The organism is Desulfoluna sp. CLI2B (assembly GCF_056847375.1).
The window spans coordinates 2,496,588-2,511,832 of record NZ_CP186557.1 but is presented as its reverse complement, the minus strand read 5'-3'; the positions used below and the strand labels follow the sequence as shown (position 1 = coordinate 2,511,832).

14 protein-coding genes and 1 pseudogene are annotated in these 15,245 nt (G+C 56.9%); 10 read left to right on the top strand and 5 right to left on the bottom strand.

The annotated features are described in order from the left end of the window. Positions 1–63: 63 nt before the first annotated feature. The 7 genes and pseudogenes from ACOYW2_RS11915 to ACOYW2_RS11885 all read left to right on the top strand — a co-directional run bounded on the left by ACOYW2_RS11915 (position 64) and on the right by ACOYW2_RS11885 (position 7,898). Positions 64–3,243, top strand: a pseudogene (locus ACOYW2_RS11915) (FAD-dependent oxidoreductase). Position 3,244: 1 nt separating this feature from the next. Next, complete coding sequence (locus ACOYW2_RS11910; protein ID WP_482770537.1) at positions 3,245–3,898, top strand: methylenetetrahydrofolate reductase C-terminal domain-containing protein; 654 nt, start codon at positions 3,245–3,247, stop codon at positions 3,896–3,898. A 394-nt stretch (positions 3,899–4,292) separates the two neighbouring features. Then, positions 4,293–5,180 carry a methylenetetrahydrofolate reductase gene (locus tag ACOYW2_RS11905; RefSeq protein ID WP_482770536.1) on the top strand — a complete coding sequence of 296 codons (888 nt, stop codon included), beginning with the start codon at positions 4,293–4,295 and terminating at the stop codon, positions 5,178–5,180. Positions 5,181–5,303: 123 nt separating this feature from the next. Next, positions 5,304–5,585: a PilZ domain-containing protein gene (locus ACOYW2_RS11900; protein ID WP_482770535.1), complete on the top strand. Its 282-nt coding sequence runs from the start codon at positions 5,304–5,306 to the stop codon at positions 5,583–5,585. A gap of 237 nt (positions 5,586–5,822) precedes the next feature. Further along, positions 5,823–6,083 carry a TetR/AcrR family transcriptional regulator gene (locus tag ACOYW2_RS11895; RefSeq protein ID WP_482770534.1) on the top strand — a complete coding sequence of 87 codons (261 nt, stop codon included), beginning with the start codon at positions 5,823–5,825 and terminating at the stop codon, positions 6,081–6,083. After that, positions 6,035–6,391: a TetR family transcriptional regulator C-terminal domain-containing protein gene (locus ACOYW2_RS11890; RefSeq protein ID WP_482770533.1), complete on the top strand. Its 357-nt coding sequence runs from the start codon at positions 6,035–6,037 to the stop codon at positions 6,389–6,391. Before ACOYW2_RS11895 ends, ACOYW2_RS11890 begins: the two co-directional genes overlap by 49 nt. A gap of 511 nt (positions 6,392–6,902) precedes the next feature. Next, complete coding sequence (locus ACOYW2_RS11885) at positions 6,903–7,898, top strand: YhdH/YhfP family quinone oxidoreductase (protein WP_482770532.1); 996 nt, start codon at positions 6,903–6,905, stop codon at positions 7,896–7,898. A 109-nt stretch (positions 7,899–8,007) separates the two neighbouring features. Here the strand turns inward: ACOYW2_RS11885 and ACOYW2_RS11880 are convergent, their stop codons facing one another. Next, a complete protein-coding gene (locus tag ACOYW2_RS11880) occupies positions 8,008–8,403 on the bottom strand; it encodes a QcrA and Rieske domain-containing protein (RefSeq protein WP_482770531.1) in 396 nt (131 codons plus the stop codon). A gap of 750 nt (positions 8,404–9,153) precedes the next feature. On the opposite strand from ACOYW2_RS11880, the gene ACOYW2_RS11875 reads away from it, so the two are divergent. The 3 genes from ACOYW2_RS11875 (at position 9,154) to ACOYW2_RS11865 (ending at position 11,581) form a co-directional block, all read left to right on the top strand. Beyond that, the gene (locus tag ACOYW2_RS11875) at positions 9,154–9,516 is read left to right on the top strand and encodes a hypothetical protein (RefSeq protein WP_482770530.1); all 363 of its coding nucleotides are present in this window, start codon (positions 9,154–9,156) and stop codon (positions 9,514–9,516) included. 118 nt (positions 9,517–9,634) lie between these two features. Further along, entirely contained in the window at positions 9,635–10,633 is a 999-nt protein-coding gene (locus ACOYW2_RS11870; protein WP_482770529.1) for an ATP-binding protein, read from the top strand. A 387-nt stretch (positions 10,634–11,020) separates the two neighbouring features. After that, on the top strand, positions 11,021–11,581 hold the full coding sequence (locus ACOYW2_RS11865; protein WP_482416161.1) for an outer membrane beta-barrel protein: 561 nt from the start codon (positions 11,021–11,023) through the stop codon (positions 11,579–11,581). Positions 11,582–11,737: 156 nt separating this feature from the next. Here the strand turns inward: ACOYW2_RS11865 and ACOYW2_RS11860 are convergent, their stop codons facing one another. The 4 genes from ACOYW2_RS11860 to ACOYW2_RS11845 form a co-directional block, all read right to left on the bottom strand. Continuing rightward, the gene (locus tag ACOYW2_RS11860) at positions 11,738–12,397 is read right to left on the bottom strand and encodes a LutC/YkgG family protein (RefSeq protein WP_482416162.1); all 660 of its coding nucleotides are present in this window, start codon (positions 12,395–12,397) and stop codon (positions 11,738–11,740) included. Further along, on the bottom strand, positions 12,390–13,820 hold the full coding sequence (locus ACOYW2_RS11855) for a LutB/LldF family L-lactate oxidation iron-sulfur protein (protein WP_482770528.1): 1,431 nt from the start codon (positions 13,818–13,820) through the stop codon (positions 12,390–12,392). Before ACOYW2_RS11855 ends, ACOYW2_RS11860 begins: the two co-directional genes overlap by 8 nt. Next, the gene (locus ACOYW2_RS11850; RefSeq protein WP_482423088.1) at positions 13,813–14,565 is read right to left on the bottom strand and encodes a (Fe-S)-binding protein; all 753 of its coding nucleotides are present in this window, start codon (positions 14,563–14,565) and stop codon (positions 13,813–13,815) included. Before ACOYW2_RS11850 ends, ACOYW2_RS11855 begins: the two co-directional genes overlap by 8 nt. 297 nt (positions 14,566–14,862) lie before the next feature. Then, positions 14,863–15,063: a cold-shock protein gene (locus tag ACOYW2_RS11845; RefSeq protein WP_180144650.1), complete on the bottom strand. Its 201-nt coding sequence runs from the start codon at positions 15,061–15,063 to the stop codon at positions 14,863–14,865. Positions 15,064–15,245 lie beyond the last annotated feature (182 nt).

The window sequence follows — 15,245 nt, the reverse complement described above, 5'->3', positions numbered from 1 at the left end:
TGTTGAACCACGGGCGCAGCCCGTCAGCACATGTGAAGGGCCCGAGGAACGAGGGCTCAGAGCATGTGCGAGCCTGGGGTGCAGGGGCTTAGCCCCTGCCCGCCGGAGGCAACATGGAGTGGACGTCATATGAAAAAATTCCTTTCCATAGGGCAGCTTGAATGGCTCAGGAACACCCTCCGTGTGGGCAGTGGTGATGAGAAAACCACCGTGTTGGTCTGCATGACAGGGTGCAGGGCGTACGGGGCAAAGGAGGTGCTCACATCCATCGGTAGGGAGGTGGAGAGGCAGGGCCTTTCGAGGCGTGTGGAGGTCCGCTCCACAGGCTGTCACGGGTTTTGCGCAAAAGCGCCTGTGGTTGCCATCGAGCCCATGGGGATCCAGTATCAGGAGGTCGCACCTGAAGACGCCTCAGATATCGTGTCGGAGACGATCAAGGCAAACAGGCTGGTGGACAGGCTGGCCTACAGGGACATCACCACGAACCAGCCGATATTCTACAAAGACAGGATTCCTTTTTACAAAAAGCAGGTGCGGCGGGTCCTTGCAAACTGCGGGAAGATCGATCCGACAAAGGTGGAGCACTATATCGCATCCGGCGGGTATCGTGCCCTGGCCAAGGTGCTGGGCACCATGTCCCCCGATGAGGTCATCGACGAGGTGACGGCAGCCAGGCTTAAGGGGCGTGGCGGGGCCGGTTACTCCACGGGCCTGAAGTGGGCGTATACCAGAAAAGCCACAGGCTCGCCCAAGTACGTCATCTGCAACGCGGACGAGGGCGACCCCGGGGCCTTCATGGACAGGGCCATGCTTGAGGGGGATCCGCACTCCGTCATCGAGGGTCTCATGATCGGTGCCTATGCCATGGGGGCCGAGCACGGGGTGATCTATGTACGGGAAGAGTACCCCATTGCCGTGGAGCACCTCTCCATTGCCATCCGTCAGTTGGAGGCCTTGGGGCTTCTCGGAGAAAACATTCTCGGAACAGGTTTTTGTTTTCACCTCTCACTGAAGAAGGGGGCCGGAGCCTTTGTGTGCGGGGAAGAGACCGCCCTCATGGCCTCCATCGAGGGAAGGCGGGGCATGCCCAACCCCAGGCCTCCGTTCCCGGCCCAGGAGGGGCTGGACAGGAAACCGTCCAACATCAACAACGTGGAGACCCTGGCCAACGTCCCCTTGATCATCAACAACGGGGCGGCCTGGTACACCGAAGTGGGCACGGACCAGAGCGGGGGCACCAAAATCTTCTCCCTGGCCGGGAAGGTCAACAACACCGGACTGGTGGAGGTCCCCTTTGGTACCAGCATCCATGACATCGTCTTTGGTATCGGCGGCGGGATTCCCAAGGGGAGAGCATTCAAGGCGGTCCAGATGGGCGGTCCGGCAGGGGGATGCATCCCGGCGCAGCTTATGAACACGCCCGTCGATTACGAGACGATTTCACGGCTGGGCGCCATCATGGGGTCCGGCGGCATGGTGGTGATGGACGAGAACAACTGCATGGTGGAAATCGCCCGGTTCTTCCTCGGGTTTACCCAGGCCGAGTCGTGCGGGAAGTGCGCTCCCTGCCGCCTGGGGACCACCCAGCTCCTCAACATTCTAACGCGGATCACCCAGAAAAAGGGACAGCTTCGGGACCTTGACACCATCCGGGAGATCGGCGCCACCGTAACGGAAACCTCCCTGTGCGGCCTGGGGCAGGCCTGCGCAAAACCGGCCCTCTCCACCCTGAAGTATTTCGAGGCGGAGTACAAGGACCACATCCTGGAGCACCGCTGCGCCGGGGCCACCTGCGACGAGATCGTGATCTCCCCGTGCCAGCACGCGTGCCCGGCCGGCATCGACGTGCCGAACTACGTGGCTGCCATCGCCAAGGGGGAGTACCAGAAGGCCGTGGATATCATTCGGGAACGTAACCCCTTCCCGGCGGTGTGTGGCAGGGTGTGTATCCACCCCTGCGAGTACAAGTGCAGGCGGGGAGAGCTCGACGAGCCCGTGGCGATCCGCTCCCTCAAACGGTTTGCTTCAGACTGGTATTTTAAGAACATCGGGCTTCCGGAAAGCCCCTTTCCCCTCACTCAGGCGCAAAAAGTCGCCGTGGTGGGAGCTGGCCCGTCCGGCCTCTCCTGCGCCTATTTCCTTCGAAAGGCAGGATACGGGGTCACGGTCTTTGAAGCCCAGCCAAAGGCCGGGGGGATGCTCAGCATCGCCCTGCCGGAGTTCAGGCTCCCACCCGAGGTCATCGACGCGGAGGTCCGGTACATCGAAGCCTGCGGTGTGGAGATCCGGTACAACACGCCGGTGGACTCACGGCATACGGTGGATGATTTGATGGGCGAAGGGTACGACGCCGTGTTCATCGCCGCCGGTGCCCAGACCAGCAAGCGCATGGGAATCCCGGGCGAGGAGAAAGATCTGACAGGGCTCCATTACGGCCTCGGGTACTTGTGTGATGTGCGGCAGGGAAAGGTGAGGGGGTTTGACGGCAAGACCGTGGTCATCGGCGGCGGGAATGTTGCCGTGGATGTTGCCAGGACCGCCCTGAGGACCGGGGCCGCCCATGTTCACCTCTTCTGCATGGAAGACAGGGACATGATGCCCGCCTGGGAAAAGGAGGTGGCCGAAGCCCTGGAAGAGGGGGTTGTGATCAACCCGAGGTGGGAGCCCAAACGGATCATACACGACAACGAAAAGGTGACCGGGATCGAGTTTGTCCGTTGCGTTTCGGTCTTTGACCAAGGAGCACTTTGAAAAGCGATGAGTCGGCGACGTCAGGTCATCGATGCGGACCGTGTGACGTCCATCGGCCAGGCCCCGGATCCTTTCATCTCAGAGGACAGCCAACTTGAAAGGGAACTCTGGGGAAGCCTTGTGGTGGATGAGAACAGCCTCTCCACCAATATCCCCGGGGTGTTTGCCGGGGGGGATTTCACCTCAGGCCCCACCTTTGTGATCCGGGCCGTGGCATCGGGGCGCAGGGCCGCCATCGCCATTGAGAGATACCTCAAAGGGCTCAAAGGCCGCATTGAGGTAGCAGATGAAAAGACCGACATGGCGGTGGATGCCGGGCTGGCCCTTGAAAGCGAGAAAGAGGGCGACGCCCCGAGGGTCTGCACCAAGCATGAGGATCCGTGCGACCGCATCAGGGATTTCCGTGAAGTGGAGATGGGGTTTACGGAAGAGGAGGCCATTCGAGAGGCCGTAAGATGCCTCCGGTGCGACCTTGAAAAGGAGAAGAAATAATATGATCCGGGCCATTACACGACAAAAAACGGAAGAGGAGATTGACCGGCTTCTGGAGGGGTGTGCCAGGGTCTTTATCATCGGCTGTGGCACCTGTACGACCCTTACCCGCACCGGCGGTGAGCCCGAGGTTCGTGCCATGAAAGAGCGGTTGTCCGGCGCAGGCAAACTGATCACCGGCCATACGGTGGTACCCGTGGCCTGTGACCACCTGACAGGAGAAATCCTTGCCGACTACGGCAACAGCATCTCCCAGGCCGATGCCCTCCTTATTATGTCCTGTGCCTTCGGGGTCCAGACCATCGCAAGGCAGCTCAAAGCCATGGTCATTCCGGCATTGGATACCCTCTTTGTGGGGAAAGAAACGGCCCCCGGTGAGTACAACGAAATCTGCACCCAGTGCGGGACCTGCATCATCGGCGAAACCGGAGGGATCTGCCCGGTGACGGCCTGCCACAAGGGGCTGGTAAACGGTCCGTGCGGCGGGACTGATAACGGGAAATGCGAGATCGACAAGGAGAAGGCATGCGCCTGGACCCTCATCTACAACCGGCTGAAAGAGCTCGGAAAGCTCGATCTGATGCGAAAGCTGCAACAACCCAGAAATTGCCTCGGGGAGCCGTCCCCCGGCAAATCCAGGCTGCCTTTTGAATAAGGTTGAGGGCTCAGAGAAAAAACAAAAAAAGCCTTCTATCTGGAAAAAAGCATGCCTCCGGCGGCGAGGTGAGCCACCTCGAAAGCTGATTGCCGTTGCGATTTGTCCCTCGTTCCTCGGGCCAAATCGCAACGGCCTTCGCCTGAAGCATATGCTGGTGGTTTGTACGAGCGATGCGACAAGCCTTGAATGGCTATGATTCGTTATCGTAACTCATTGATTATCAGCTTTAACCGGACTGCCTCCGGCAGGCTTTATTGAACTGAGTCGTTACGGCTGACCAACTTTTTACAGTCTGCCACGGGCGAAGCCCGTAAGCGAATGTGCAAAGGGCGAGGAACGAGCCCATGGAACATTCGCGAACCCGTAACATTTCAATGGGGAAAGACGCGATATGGCATCCTTATTTAAGCAAGCACTCGATTCGGGAAAATTTGTCGTTACCTGCGAGGTGGCACCTCCCAAGGGGACAAACCTGGAGGCGATGGCTCACCATGTGGAGCTCTTGAAGGATAAGGTGGATGCCATGAACCTCACCGATCACCAGAGCTCGGTGATGCGCTTTCCGTCCCTGGGCGCGGCCCTGCTCGTCAAGGAGATGGGAGGGGAGCCGATCCTGCAGATGACGTGCCGGGACCGCAACCGCCTTGCGCTCCAGGCCGATCTGTTGTTCGCGCACAGCAGGGGCATCAACAACGTCCTCTGCCTCACCGGTGACTCGGTGATGCTGGGCGACCACAAGGAAGCCAAGGGGGTGTTTGACCTTGATTCAAGCCAGCTTGTCATGGCGGTGAGGATGCTGGAAAACGGGAAAGACTTAGGGGGGAGCGAACTGGAAGGCGGCATCTCCTTTTGCGCCGGTGCCATTGTGACGCCTGAGGCGAATCCCCTTGAGCCGCAATTGATAAAGTTTGAGAAGAAGATTGAGGCAGGGGCGGAATTTATCCAGACCCAGGCGGTGTTCGACATGGAGAAGTTTAGCTCGTTTATGGGCTACGCAAGGCAGTTCCCGGTGAAAGTGCTGGCAGGGATCATCCTGCTGACATCGGCTCCCATGGCTCGGTTTATGAATGCCAACATTGCTGGGGTGTACGTCCCGCCTGAGCTGGTTGACGAGATGGCTTCAGCCCCCAAGGGCGGGGCGCTTAAAAAGGGAATAGAGATTGCCGGTCGCATGATCAGGCAGATCCGTGACGAAAAGGTGTGTGACGGTGTCCACATCATGGCGATCGGTAAGGAAGAGCTTGTGCCGGAGATCATGGCTGCGGCAGAGATCCAATGATCACCGGCAGGGCTGGCCCTTTTCCGGCCCGTGACGTTTCCGGGCCCGGGGGCGGGGACATAGGGTGCCGCCCCATTGAAAGGGCATGATTGCTTTACCCTCGTTTGGGGAAAGGGGGAGACCATGAACGAATCAAAGGAGAAACGACACGAAGAACGCAATGAGTTTGATACCCAGGTTGTATTTACCGATGGGTCTGCCGATCACTATCATGATGCCATGATGTGCAACTTCAGCGAAGACGGCATGTGCTTTGAGTCCGACACGCCCATGGAGCCCGGAACCGAAGTGTTCATCAAAACGGTGAACTTTCCTTCCACCAACAAATGCACGGTGGCATGGTGTCACAAAGTCGGATCCGGGGACGACGAAAAGTACGATATCGGCCTCAAGTGTGAGATTTGATCGACATCGGGTGGCCGTGGGATCGTTCGCAGGGAAACAGGCGGTGTTTTTGTTCTGGCTGAAGGGTGAGTGGCGTCGGGCCCGGGAGCCCGGGCCGCTCATCCTGTCTCGGAACATACAAAAACCACAGCATGGGGGATGCTGTGGTTTTTTTGTTTTTGACAAGGTTTCGGAGAATGCGTAATATTGCCGAGAGACCGACCGGTCTGTCCTACGGATTGTTGAACAGGAAACAGCATGGCACTTAAAGACAAGATCATTACCGAATCCCTGCGTTTGTTTTCCACAAAGGGCTTTATGAACACCTCCATCTCCGATGTCATGGCAGCGGCCGGGGCATCCAAGGGGGGGCTCTACAACCATTTTAAAAGCAAGGACCAGCTTTTTGCGAGGCCCGGAGCATCTGGCGGGACAAGAACCTGGATGGCCTGGATGAACTGGACGACCCGGTGGACAAGGTGGTCCGCCTCTTTGACAACTACCAGTATCGGTACCTGACGTCCGACGACCTTCCGGGCGGGTGTATCTTCGTGACCTTTGCCGTGGAGCTCAATGATCAGCGGGCAGACCTGGCGGTCGAAGTGAACAAGGGCTTCGAGAGGTTGAAGGCCATGGTGAAAGGGCTCCTGGATGAGGCCCAGGGCAACGGGAAACTGAACGCTTCCGTCGATACCGGTGCCGTTACGGAGATGCTGGTCTCAGGGCTTTTGGGGGCCTGTGTGATGTACACCTCGGACAAGTCCAAGGCCAATCTGGAGGCCACCATCGGGTCATTGATGGGGTACCTTGCAAGCCTCAGGCCTTGAGTTTATTCCGGTGGGCAAAGGATTATTGAGCTTGCCTCTGGCGGGTCGTTTTTTTGAAAAAAAGCTCCGCAAAAAACGTCCCTGATGCAAACAGGCAAAGTCATCACCTCTCCGTCGAACGGGAGGTTTGTATAATAACCGCTCAAAGCGGTCTGTTTCTGCGCCTTAAGGCGCCAATATCAGGTTTTTTTGGCCTTTTGCATCGTTCCATTAGCTTGTTTTCATTACCATTGAGTCCCCCTTGACCCCTGGAGCGCCGCACTCCGGTGCGGCATGGGGAACAACGGACCAAAAAGCCGCACAGGAGTGCGGCGCTCCGTTTCAGTGCGTCTCGCTCAGTATGATGAACCGTTAATATTTATGATAAGTTGTCTGCTTCAACTGGTGGAACTGTCAAACTTTTTAAACGTTTGGCCCCCGGCAGGGCCGCCGGAGGCATAAGCTGAATAGGTAACATTTTTTTTGTCAATCAAAAGGGGAGACCGGTCGGTTTCTCATGAAAGGAGAAAACATGATGAGAACATTCAATGCGTTGGTGGTTCGGGAGATGGCAGACGGGTCATGCAAGGGCACCATTGAGGCCAGGAGCATCGACGACCTGCCCGAAGGGGAGGTTGTGGTGCGGGGCTACTACTCCTCGTTAAACTACAAGGATGCCCTGTCCGCCACGGGGAACCGGGGAGTGACAAAGGCTTATCCCCATACCCCGGGCATTGACGCGGCTGGTGAGGTGTACCGGAGCTCGGATGCGCGTTTCAAGGCCGGGGACAAGGTGATCGTGACAAGTTATGACCTCGGGATGAATACATCGGGGGGCTTTGGTGAGTACATCCGTGTGCCTGCAGGATGGGTGGTGCCGCTGCCAGAGGGGCTCTCCCTGAAGGAGAGCATGGCCTACGGCACCGCAGGCTTCACCGCGGCCATGTCCGTGGATTCCCTTTTGGCAGGCGGGGTGACCCCGGACAGGGGCGAGGTGCTTGTGACCGGAGCCTCTGGGGGCGTGGGCAGCGTTGCCGTGGCCATCTTGAGAAAGCTGGGGTACCGCATCGCCGGGGTAACGGGCAAAACGGACGAAACCCCGTACCTGAAGTCCCTGGGGGTAGAGACAGTGCTCTCCGTGGCCGAGGCCGAGGATACTTCGGGGCGCCCCATGCTGAAGGCACGGTGGGCCGGTTGCATTGACACCGTGGGGGGCGATATCCTGGCATCGGCCGTTAAGGCCACAGCACCCACCGGGGTGGTCACAAGCTGTGGCAACGCTGCCGGGGCGAATCTGGACCTTACGGTGTATCCCTTTATCCTGCGCGGGGTATCCCTGGTGGGTATCGATTCCCAGAACTGCCCCATGGCGCGCCGCCAAAAGATCTGGAAAAAACTGGCCTCGGACTGGAAGCTCGACACCATGGACGAGGTGGCCAGTGAAATCCGGTTGGACCAGCTGAGTACAAGGATAGACGACATGCTGGCCGGTCGCCACAAAGGGCGGACCGTTGTTGGGCTGGGGTAGGTCGGGGTGTCACCGAACCGATGGAGGGGTGCCCGGTCCAATAAGAAGCCGGGAGGTGCTGATTGCCTCCCGGCTTATTGCAGCCCCCCTGCGGGGACAGAAACCCAGCTTATGAGGCCATGTCAATTACCAGGACATGGTCCCTGGTTTCGACGGCAAAATGATGAACCGGGCGTTTGGCGGCCCCTGCCACCGGGGTGCCGGAGCAATCGAAGGTCGAGCCTGAAATACTGCAACACGTCACGGTTCCCGGTTTGCTTCCGGGGTCCAGGCGCCGCCCCATGTGGGTGCATTTGTTCTCCATGGCGTGGTAGGTATCCCCTTCTCCGTGGATTACAAAGATCCTTTTTTCAAGGCCCTTGCCCTCCAGTCGAATGGCCCCTCCGTGCTCCTGCAGTTCGGGAAGCTTTGACAGGTCCAGGGTCAGCAGGGAGCCGGTCCGTGTCCATGCCTCGGGGTCTGCCGGTAAGCGTGTGTCGCAAATGCCCAGTATCTTCTTGATCAAGCCCAATGTGTCCATCCTTTGTTGTGGGTGGGTTTTATGTGTCACAGGGTGGTGTTTGCCTGCGTCCGTAAAGGTCTCGCTTTTTGTTGATAGGATGTTGACGCACCAGCTTAGCCCCTGTGATACCTTAACGTCAATCCATAACAGGTGGTTACAAAGAAGGAAAAGCTGAGGGTTCCGGTGGGTCCATTGCATGGCTTTTCTCTCTGTAGAAGAAAATCATGGGGGAATGCAGGCGTGGCATGGAATCAGGGCATGGATGCCGCATGGGCTGATAGGACGAGGCGCGTTTATTAGGCGATATCTCGTCGGGGTGGCCTGTCCTCTGACGTTATGTCGCCGGTTGTCCGCTCCCCAAAACTTGAGAGAGGCCTCTCCTGATCCTTAATGCTGGCTTTTTCCTTTTTGGCTCATACCTTGCTTTGCTCATTCGTCAACCCCGATCTCTTGGTCGGGCGAGGGGTCTCTCCGGTGGGGAGACGATGGTCACAGAGGCTGCTAAAAGGCTCGGGAAACACATGGCATCTCTCGATGCCAACCTTGATGATGGAAACCGTGACTTGCGGGCTTCAGTGTTGAACCTTTACCTAACCCGGCTCGCCCGAAGGGTGAGAAAATCAAACAGCAAACGCTGATTTACATTTTAAAAAGAGCTGATATTTTTATTGTAGCTGTATGAAATTATGAAAGTTTCTTTTGGAGTCGTTGTTTTCTCATGAAATATCCGGGCTAAAAAATCAGGAGAAGGACATGTTTGATGCAAGACGATTGAAGATTGCTGTTTTTATGGGGTTTCTTTGCGGTGTTGCCTGCTTTCTCATGGGGAAATACCTTTATGGTCTTCCCTTGGGGGCATCGAATTTGGGCTTTATCCTTCTCAACAGGGCCATGATCGGGTTTGCCGTTGGCATATCGAACATCACCACACTGACCTGGAGTCGACACGGTGCCCTTATGGGGGCGGTTGTGGGAGCGATTTTTGCCTATGCCGATGCCATGCTCGGGTTCTCGTGGGTTGTCATTGTCTCCATTCTTTGTATCAATCCGATCTTCGGCATCATTATTGAGTTCGGAACCACGGTTCTGTTCGGCGCCCCCATCAAAAAAACGTGACAAAGGCCCGGATATCTTTCAGAATTTATTGTCGGATGTTCAATATGTTGCTGTTCGCTGGTATGATGAGCAACCCCCAGAAGGTGGGTGGGGAGAAACCAAAAAAGGAGCATAGCACATGACCGAAACAACATCGTATCAACGCTTTGCCGCCAACATGCTTCACCCGGATTCCGTATATATCCCACACATTTTAAAGAGCATGATTACTGACGTCCAGGCCGATCTCCTGGTGGCCCTTCCGGGCACCGTGGCTGACCTTGCGATGAAAACGGATCGCCCGGAAGGGGCGATTGAAAACGACCTGAACGATATGTTTCGCAAAGGGCTTGCCTTTAAGAAAAAGAAGCCCGGCCAGCCAGTAAGCTGGCGTGCTCCCATGCACATTGCCCAGTTCCACGATGCGAGTATTGTCTGGCCCGAAGCAACGCAGGAGTTCCTCGGGTACTGGCAAGCCTATATGGAAACCGAGTGGCCCGTCCTTGCACCTCAGCTCGCAGGGTTTCTGCCCAAGCCGTACACCCGGGTGATCCCCGTCAATGAGGCCCTTTCTCCGGTTGAACACACCATACTGACCTCTGAAAACCTGATGGGGATCGTAGATAACGCCGAACAGCTTGCCGTCACCAAGTGCACCTGTCGCCTGACCATGCAGAAGTGCGATGCCCCCATTGAGGTCTGCCTCCAGATTGGCCGGAGTGCGGCGTATGCCTTGGAGAGGGGATCCGGGCGGGAAATTGATAAAGAGGAAGCCCGTCGGATCATCCGGGAGTGTGCCGAGGCAGGCCTGGTCCACGTGGCAATGAACACCTCTGATGCGGGTCATTTTATCTGCAATTGCTGTGGTTGCTGCTGTCAGTCCTTTTCCATGATGATTTCAGAAGATGTCTCCCTGTGTGATCCCAGCAGGTATCAGGCCCGGGTGGATGGGGCGCTGTGCACGGCCTGCGGAACCTGCGTGGACCGATGCTACTTCAATGCCATCAATATCCCGGAAGGGGAGCATGCCATGGTTGATCTGGAAAAATGCATGGGGTGCGGGCAGTGCGCTGTGGGATGCCCGGAAGGGGCGGTCTGCATGAAAGAGGTCAAGGAGCCGTCATTTATCCCCGGTTAAATGCGGGTTCCCAGAGCATAAAGCGCGTTCATCCTGTCGGTGTGGTGGCGAATTATCTGCGAAAATAAGATAAGTGCTTTAAATGACAGGTTGATGGTGGTAATATTCTGTTCGAGTCAATTCCCGGGATTTCCTGTGGCGCATGGCGTGCCATCGCCACACGGGGTGATCTCGCCTCTCTCCATATCATTCTTACCTTACCGATTACGAACGTGAAACAGAGAGCGTGCAACGCGACGTCGAATCGTTGTGCGATTGTGGGGCCACATGGCTCTGAAAGGGCGGCAAGGTGGTTCTTTGGTTTTCAACCAGGGGAAGGGCCGATGTGCATCGTTATGCGTCATCATATCAGATTGTAAACAGAAAATTTCAAAGGAGAAACGAACGATGAAACAGCGAATCAGTGCAGTTGTGTTTGTGGTTTGTCTTGCTCTCTTTGCTCTGCCTCAGGTTGCTTCGGCCGGAGACGACGGGTTCTTTATCGGTGCCAGTCTTGCGTATGCCGAGGTAGGGGCGGATTTTGATTTTGATGATGCCACAAAGGGGGAGTTCGAGGAGAGTGACCTGGGGTATAAAATTTTTGGGGGGCTCAAGTGGGGGCTTCTCGGTGTTGAAGGGGGCTATGTGAACTTCGGCAACCCCGATGGCGATACCAACGGCAGGAACGGTGATGTCGAGCTGGACGGCTTTGATCTTTTCGGGATGCTGATTTTTGGCTTGGGGCCCGTGGATGTGTTCGGCAAGCTGGGCGGTTTTGTCTGGGATGCAGATTTTTCCGGAAGTGACCTCGTCAACGGTGGTGACGATGGCTTTGATGTGGCCTGCGGGCTGGGTGCGGCCATCAATCTGGGTAGCTTCGGTATCCGGGCTGAAGTGGAGTATTTTGACGTCAGCGGCAGGATGGACGGGGCCACCATGCTCTCAACCGGCCTTGTGTATACCTTTTAAGAAAACCCATGGAGGGGCGGTGAATGGCAGCAGGGTTGCCATGTCACCGTGCGATTTTTTAAAAAGAGGTTATGGGTAAAAAATGGGCCGCAGCATCCGTGGATGCTGCGGCCTTTTGGTTTTGCATAAACCGGGGAATACCGTGCCCTTAAAGGGCTAATCAATGACAAAGACGATGAGGTCCGTGGGCCCGTGCACACCGAACTGGAGGATCAGCTCGATGTCCGCTGTCTTGGAGGGGCCGGAGATAAGCAGGCTGTTGGTGGGGGCTTTTTTGGACCAGTTCAGTTTTTTGATGGCCTCGGGAAAGGATGTGAAAATCTCCTTGGACCTGACCAGTGCGATATGAACCGGAGGCACCAGGGAGAGAAGGCGCGGTTCCTGGGGTGTGGGCCAGAGGATCAGGGCAGCGGCTTCGGCGATGCCTCCCATGGTGGTGGTGATCCCGGCGTTGATATCGAACAGCTCATCGCGAAATGCCTCCACGTCCTGGGTCCAGGGGATGAGGTCCGTGGGGTGGGCTTTCTCTTTCCAGCTTTTTTCAAGGATATCCCCGCACCACGTCCCCTGGCCGTAGGCCATGGTGGCAATTTCCCGGGTGCGAAGGATTTTTCGCAGGGCAGGAGCCCACTCGTCCCCCTTGACTCGGTAGACTTCCGATCGCACAGCCTCCATCAACTCCACAAAGCGGTTGATGCGTTTGGCCGGGCTCAGGGTAGGGGGGCTCCAGGGCGGGGCCTCCGGGGTGTAGCCCGCTGTTTCGGCGTTTTTGTAGAGGCGCGAGAGGATCCGGGCTCTGGCAGACGATCTACTCATGGCGTATTCCCTCCTGTCGAATCAGCTCTTTGAGGCTCTCTTTGGCTAAGACGGGTTTTGTCCGGACGCGGGACCAGGTTTTCAAGGGGCCAACCTTCGGGAGAATGCGGCCGGTAATGGCCAGGGTTTTCAGCATGGCCCAGTGGAGCAGGGGAATGGTGTGGGCATACCGCCACCCCTTCCAGATTGCCCACTCAAGGGCATTGCGTTTTGAGCCGTGCCCCGGAACCACCCCGGTGCCCTTTTTCAGGTAGCTCTCATCTCGCATGCGTCGCAGCAGCTCGGGGATGGGGATTTTTACGGGGCAGACATCGCTGCAGGCGTTGCAGAGGGAGGAGGCAAAAGCCAGCTCCCCTTTGGCCTTGAGCCCGGCCAGTTGCGGCATGAGGATGGAGCCGATGGGGCCGGGGTAGGTGGCGTCGTAGGCGTGGCCACCGATGCGTGTGTACACAGGGCAGTGGTTGAGGCAGGTACCGCATCGGATGCACTGCAGGGTCCGGCGAAGCTGGGGATCCCCAAGCATCCGGGATCGACCGTTGTCCAGGATCACCAGGTGCACCTCTGTGGGGCCGTCTTTTTCCCCTTTTTGTCGCGGACCCTTGATCATGTTGAAGTAGGTGGTGATGCGCTGGCCGGTGGCCGACCCGCAGAGCAGGCGGTACAGGGGCGGCACATTTTCAAGTTTTTCCACCACCTTTTCAAGGCCCATGAGGGCCACATGCACGGGTGGCACCGTTGTGCACATGCGCCCGTTGCCCTCGTTTTCCACCAGGCAGAGGGTGCCTGTTTCGGCCACGGCAAAGTTCACCCCGGAAAGCCCTATATCCGCCGTGCGGTAGTGTTCCCGAAGCACCCTTCTGGCCGTTGCCAGGAGAATGTCCGTGTCTTCGGTGTAGGTGGTGCCGGGGATGTTGTCGGCAAAGATTTTTCCGATCTGTTTCCTGTTTTTGTGGATGGCCGGCACAATGATGTGGGAGGGGGGCTCGTTGTTCAGCTGGATAATGAATTCCCCCAGGTCGGTCTCAAGGGCTTCTTTGCCGTGCTCTTTCATAAAGGCGTTGAAGTGCATCTCTTCAGAGACCATGGATTTGCCCTTCACCACCTTCCGGGCACCGTGCTTCTCCATGATGGACAAGACGATGCGGTTGGCCTCGTCCGTGGTCTCCGCCCAGTGCACGGCCATGCCGTTTTCCGTGCAGCGGGCTTCCAGTTGTTCCAAGAGATCGGGCAGCCGGGTGAGGGCCCCCGCCTTGAGGAGGTTTCCCGTATCCCGAAGGGCCTCGGTGGCTTCAGGGTCGTCAAAAACGGCCATGCGCTTTTGCCTCAGGCTCTGGGTGGCAAACCGCAGGTTGTCCCGAAGCTGGGTATCGGCAAGGGCACCGGCCGCTTTCTGGGCAAAGGTGGATTTTCTGGTCTTATCCATGGATTCGCTCCAGTATGAATTCTGCAACGTGATACCCGGAGACAGGTTTTTTGACGGTTCCCATGTGGCCGTTGATGTTCATCATGCAGCCGCAGTCTCCGGTAAGGTAGGCGGTGGCGCCTGTGTCCTGAATGTCGCGGACTTTGTCCTTTACCATGGCGGCAGAGATTTCCGGTCGTTTTACGGAAAACGTCCCGCCGAATCCGCAGCACTCGTGTTCATTGGTCAGCTCCACCAGGGTGACGTTGGTCAGTTGCCGGATGAGGGCTTTGCTGTCTTCGGTGCAGGCCATTTCACTTCTGGCGTGGCAGGAGCCGTGCCAGGTAAGGGTCACGGGAGGGCCCTTGTCCGTATAGGTGACCTTGAGGCTGTGGCGTAAAAAGGAGGTGAGCTCAAAAATGCGTTCGGAAAAGCGCTTGACCTCGAAGTACTCGGGTTCGTTCTCAAAAAGAAGGGGGTAGTGGATGTGCATCATGCCCGCGCAGGATCCCGAGGGAACCACAATGGGCGCGTTGCTTCCGGAGAAGGCCTTGACCTGGGCCAGGGCCACGGCCCGTGCCTCATCCGGAAAGCCTGAATTGTAGGCAGGCTGGCCGCAGCAGGATTGTTTTTTGGGGTAGATGACTTCCACCCCTTCTCGTTGGAGAAGGCGGATGCCCGCCAGGCCGGCCTTTGGGTAGATCATGTCCGACAGGCAGGTTCCAAAGTAAAACACCGTGGAGGGGTTTTGTGGAAATTCGGTCATGGTATCGTCCTGTATCCGGGATGGATGGGGAAAGTTGGAAGGATCCTGTGAGGGTGAGATGATGGGGTGATGCGGTCAGGATCAAAGAAAAATCAATGGCTTATTATGCCGAATTGAGGGGCGGGTGTCAATGAGGTGCCGTGGGGCGGCGTTGCCAGCTGGTGGGGACGTGGCTGACGTGTGAACCAGGGGATCGACCGGGATGGGATGACGTGATGCGTCGGGGTGGGCGGGGAAATTGAGCAAAAAAAAAGGGCGCCTCGGCTCGAAAGCCGGGCGCCCCTGGATAAGCTAAATCTATACGACAGTTACGTTAACTGCGGCGGGACCTTTCTGGCCCTGCTCGATGTCAAACGTAACTCGCGCACCTTCTTCAAGGGATTTGAAGCCGGTGCCGTTGATACCTGAGTGATGTACGAAAACATCGGGTCCGTCTTCCTGCTCAATGAAACCAAAACCTTTTGAGTCATTAAACCATTTTACGATTCCATTAGCCATAGTGACTTTTCCTTACTTAACTTTGATGATTTAAAGTTGGTTCGATGTTCAGGTATCGCCAAGCATTACATGGATCTTCCTAAATAACGAAACCCTTCGTCCCTTTTGAGACACTGGCGGACATTTTTATCGATCTCAAAGAAAAGGTCAATGATTTTTTTATGATTTTTCAAAATATTGGG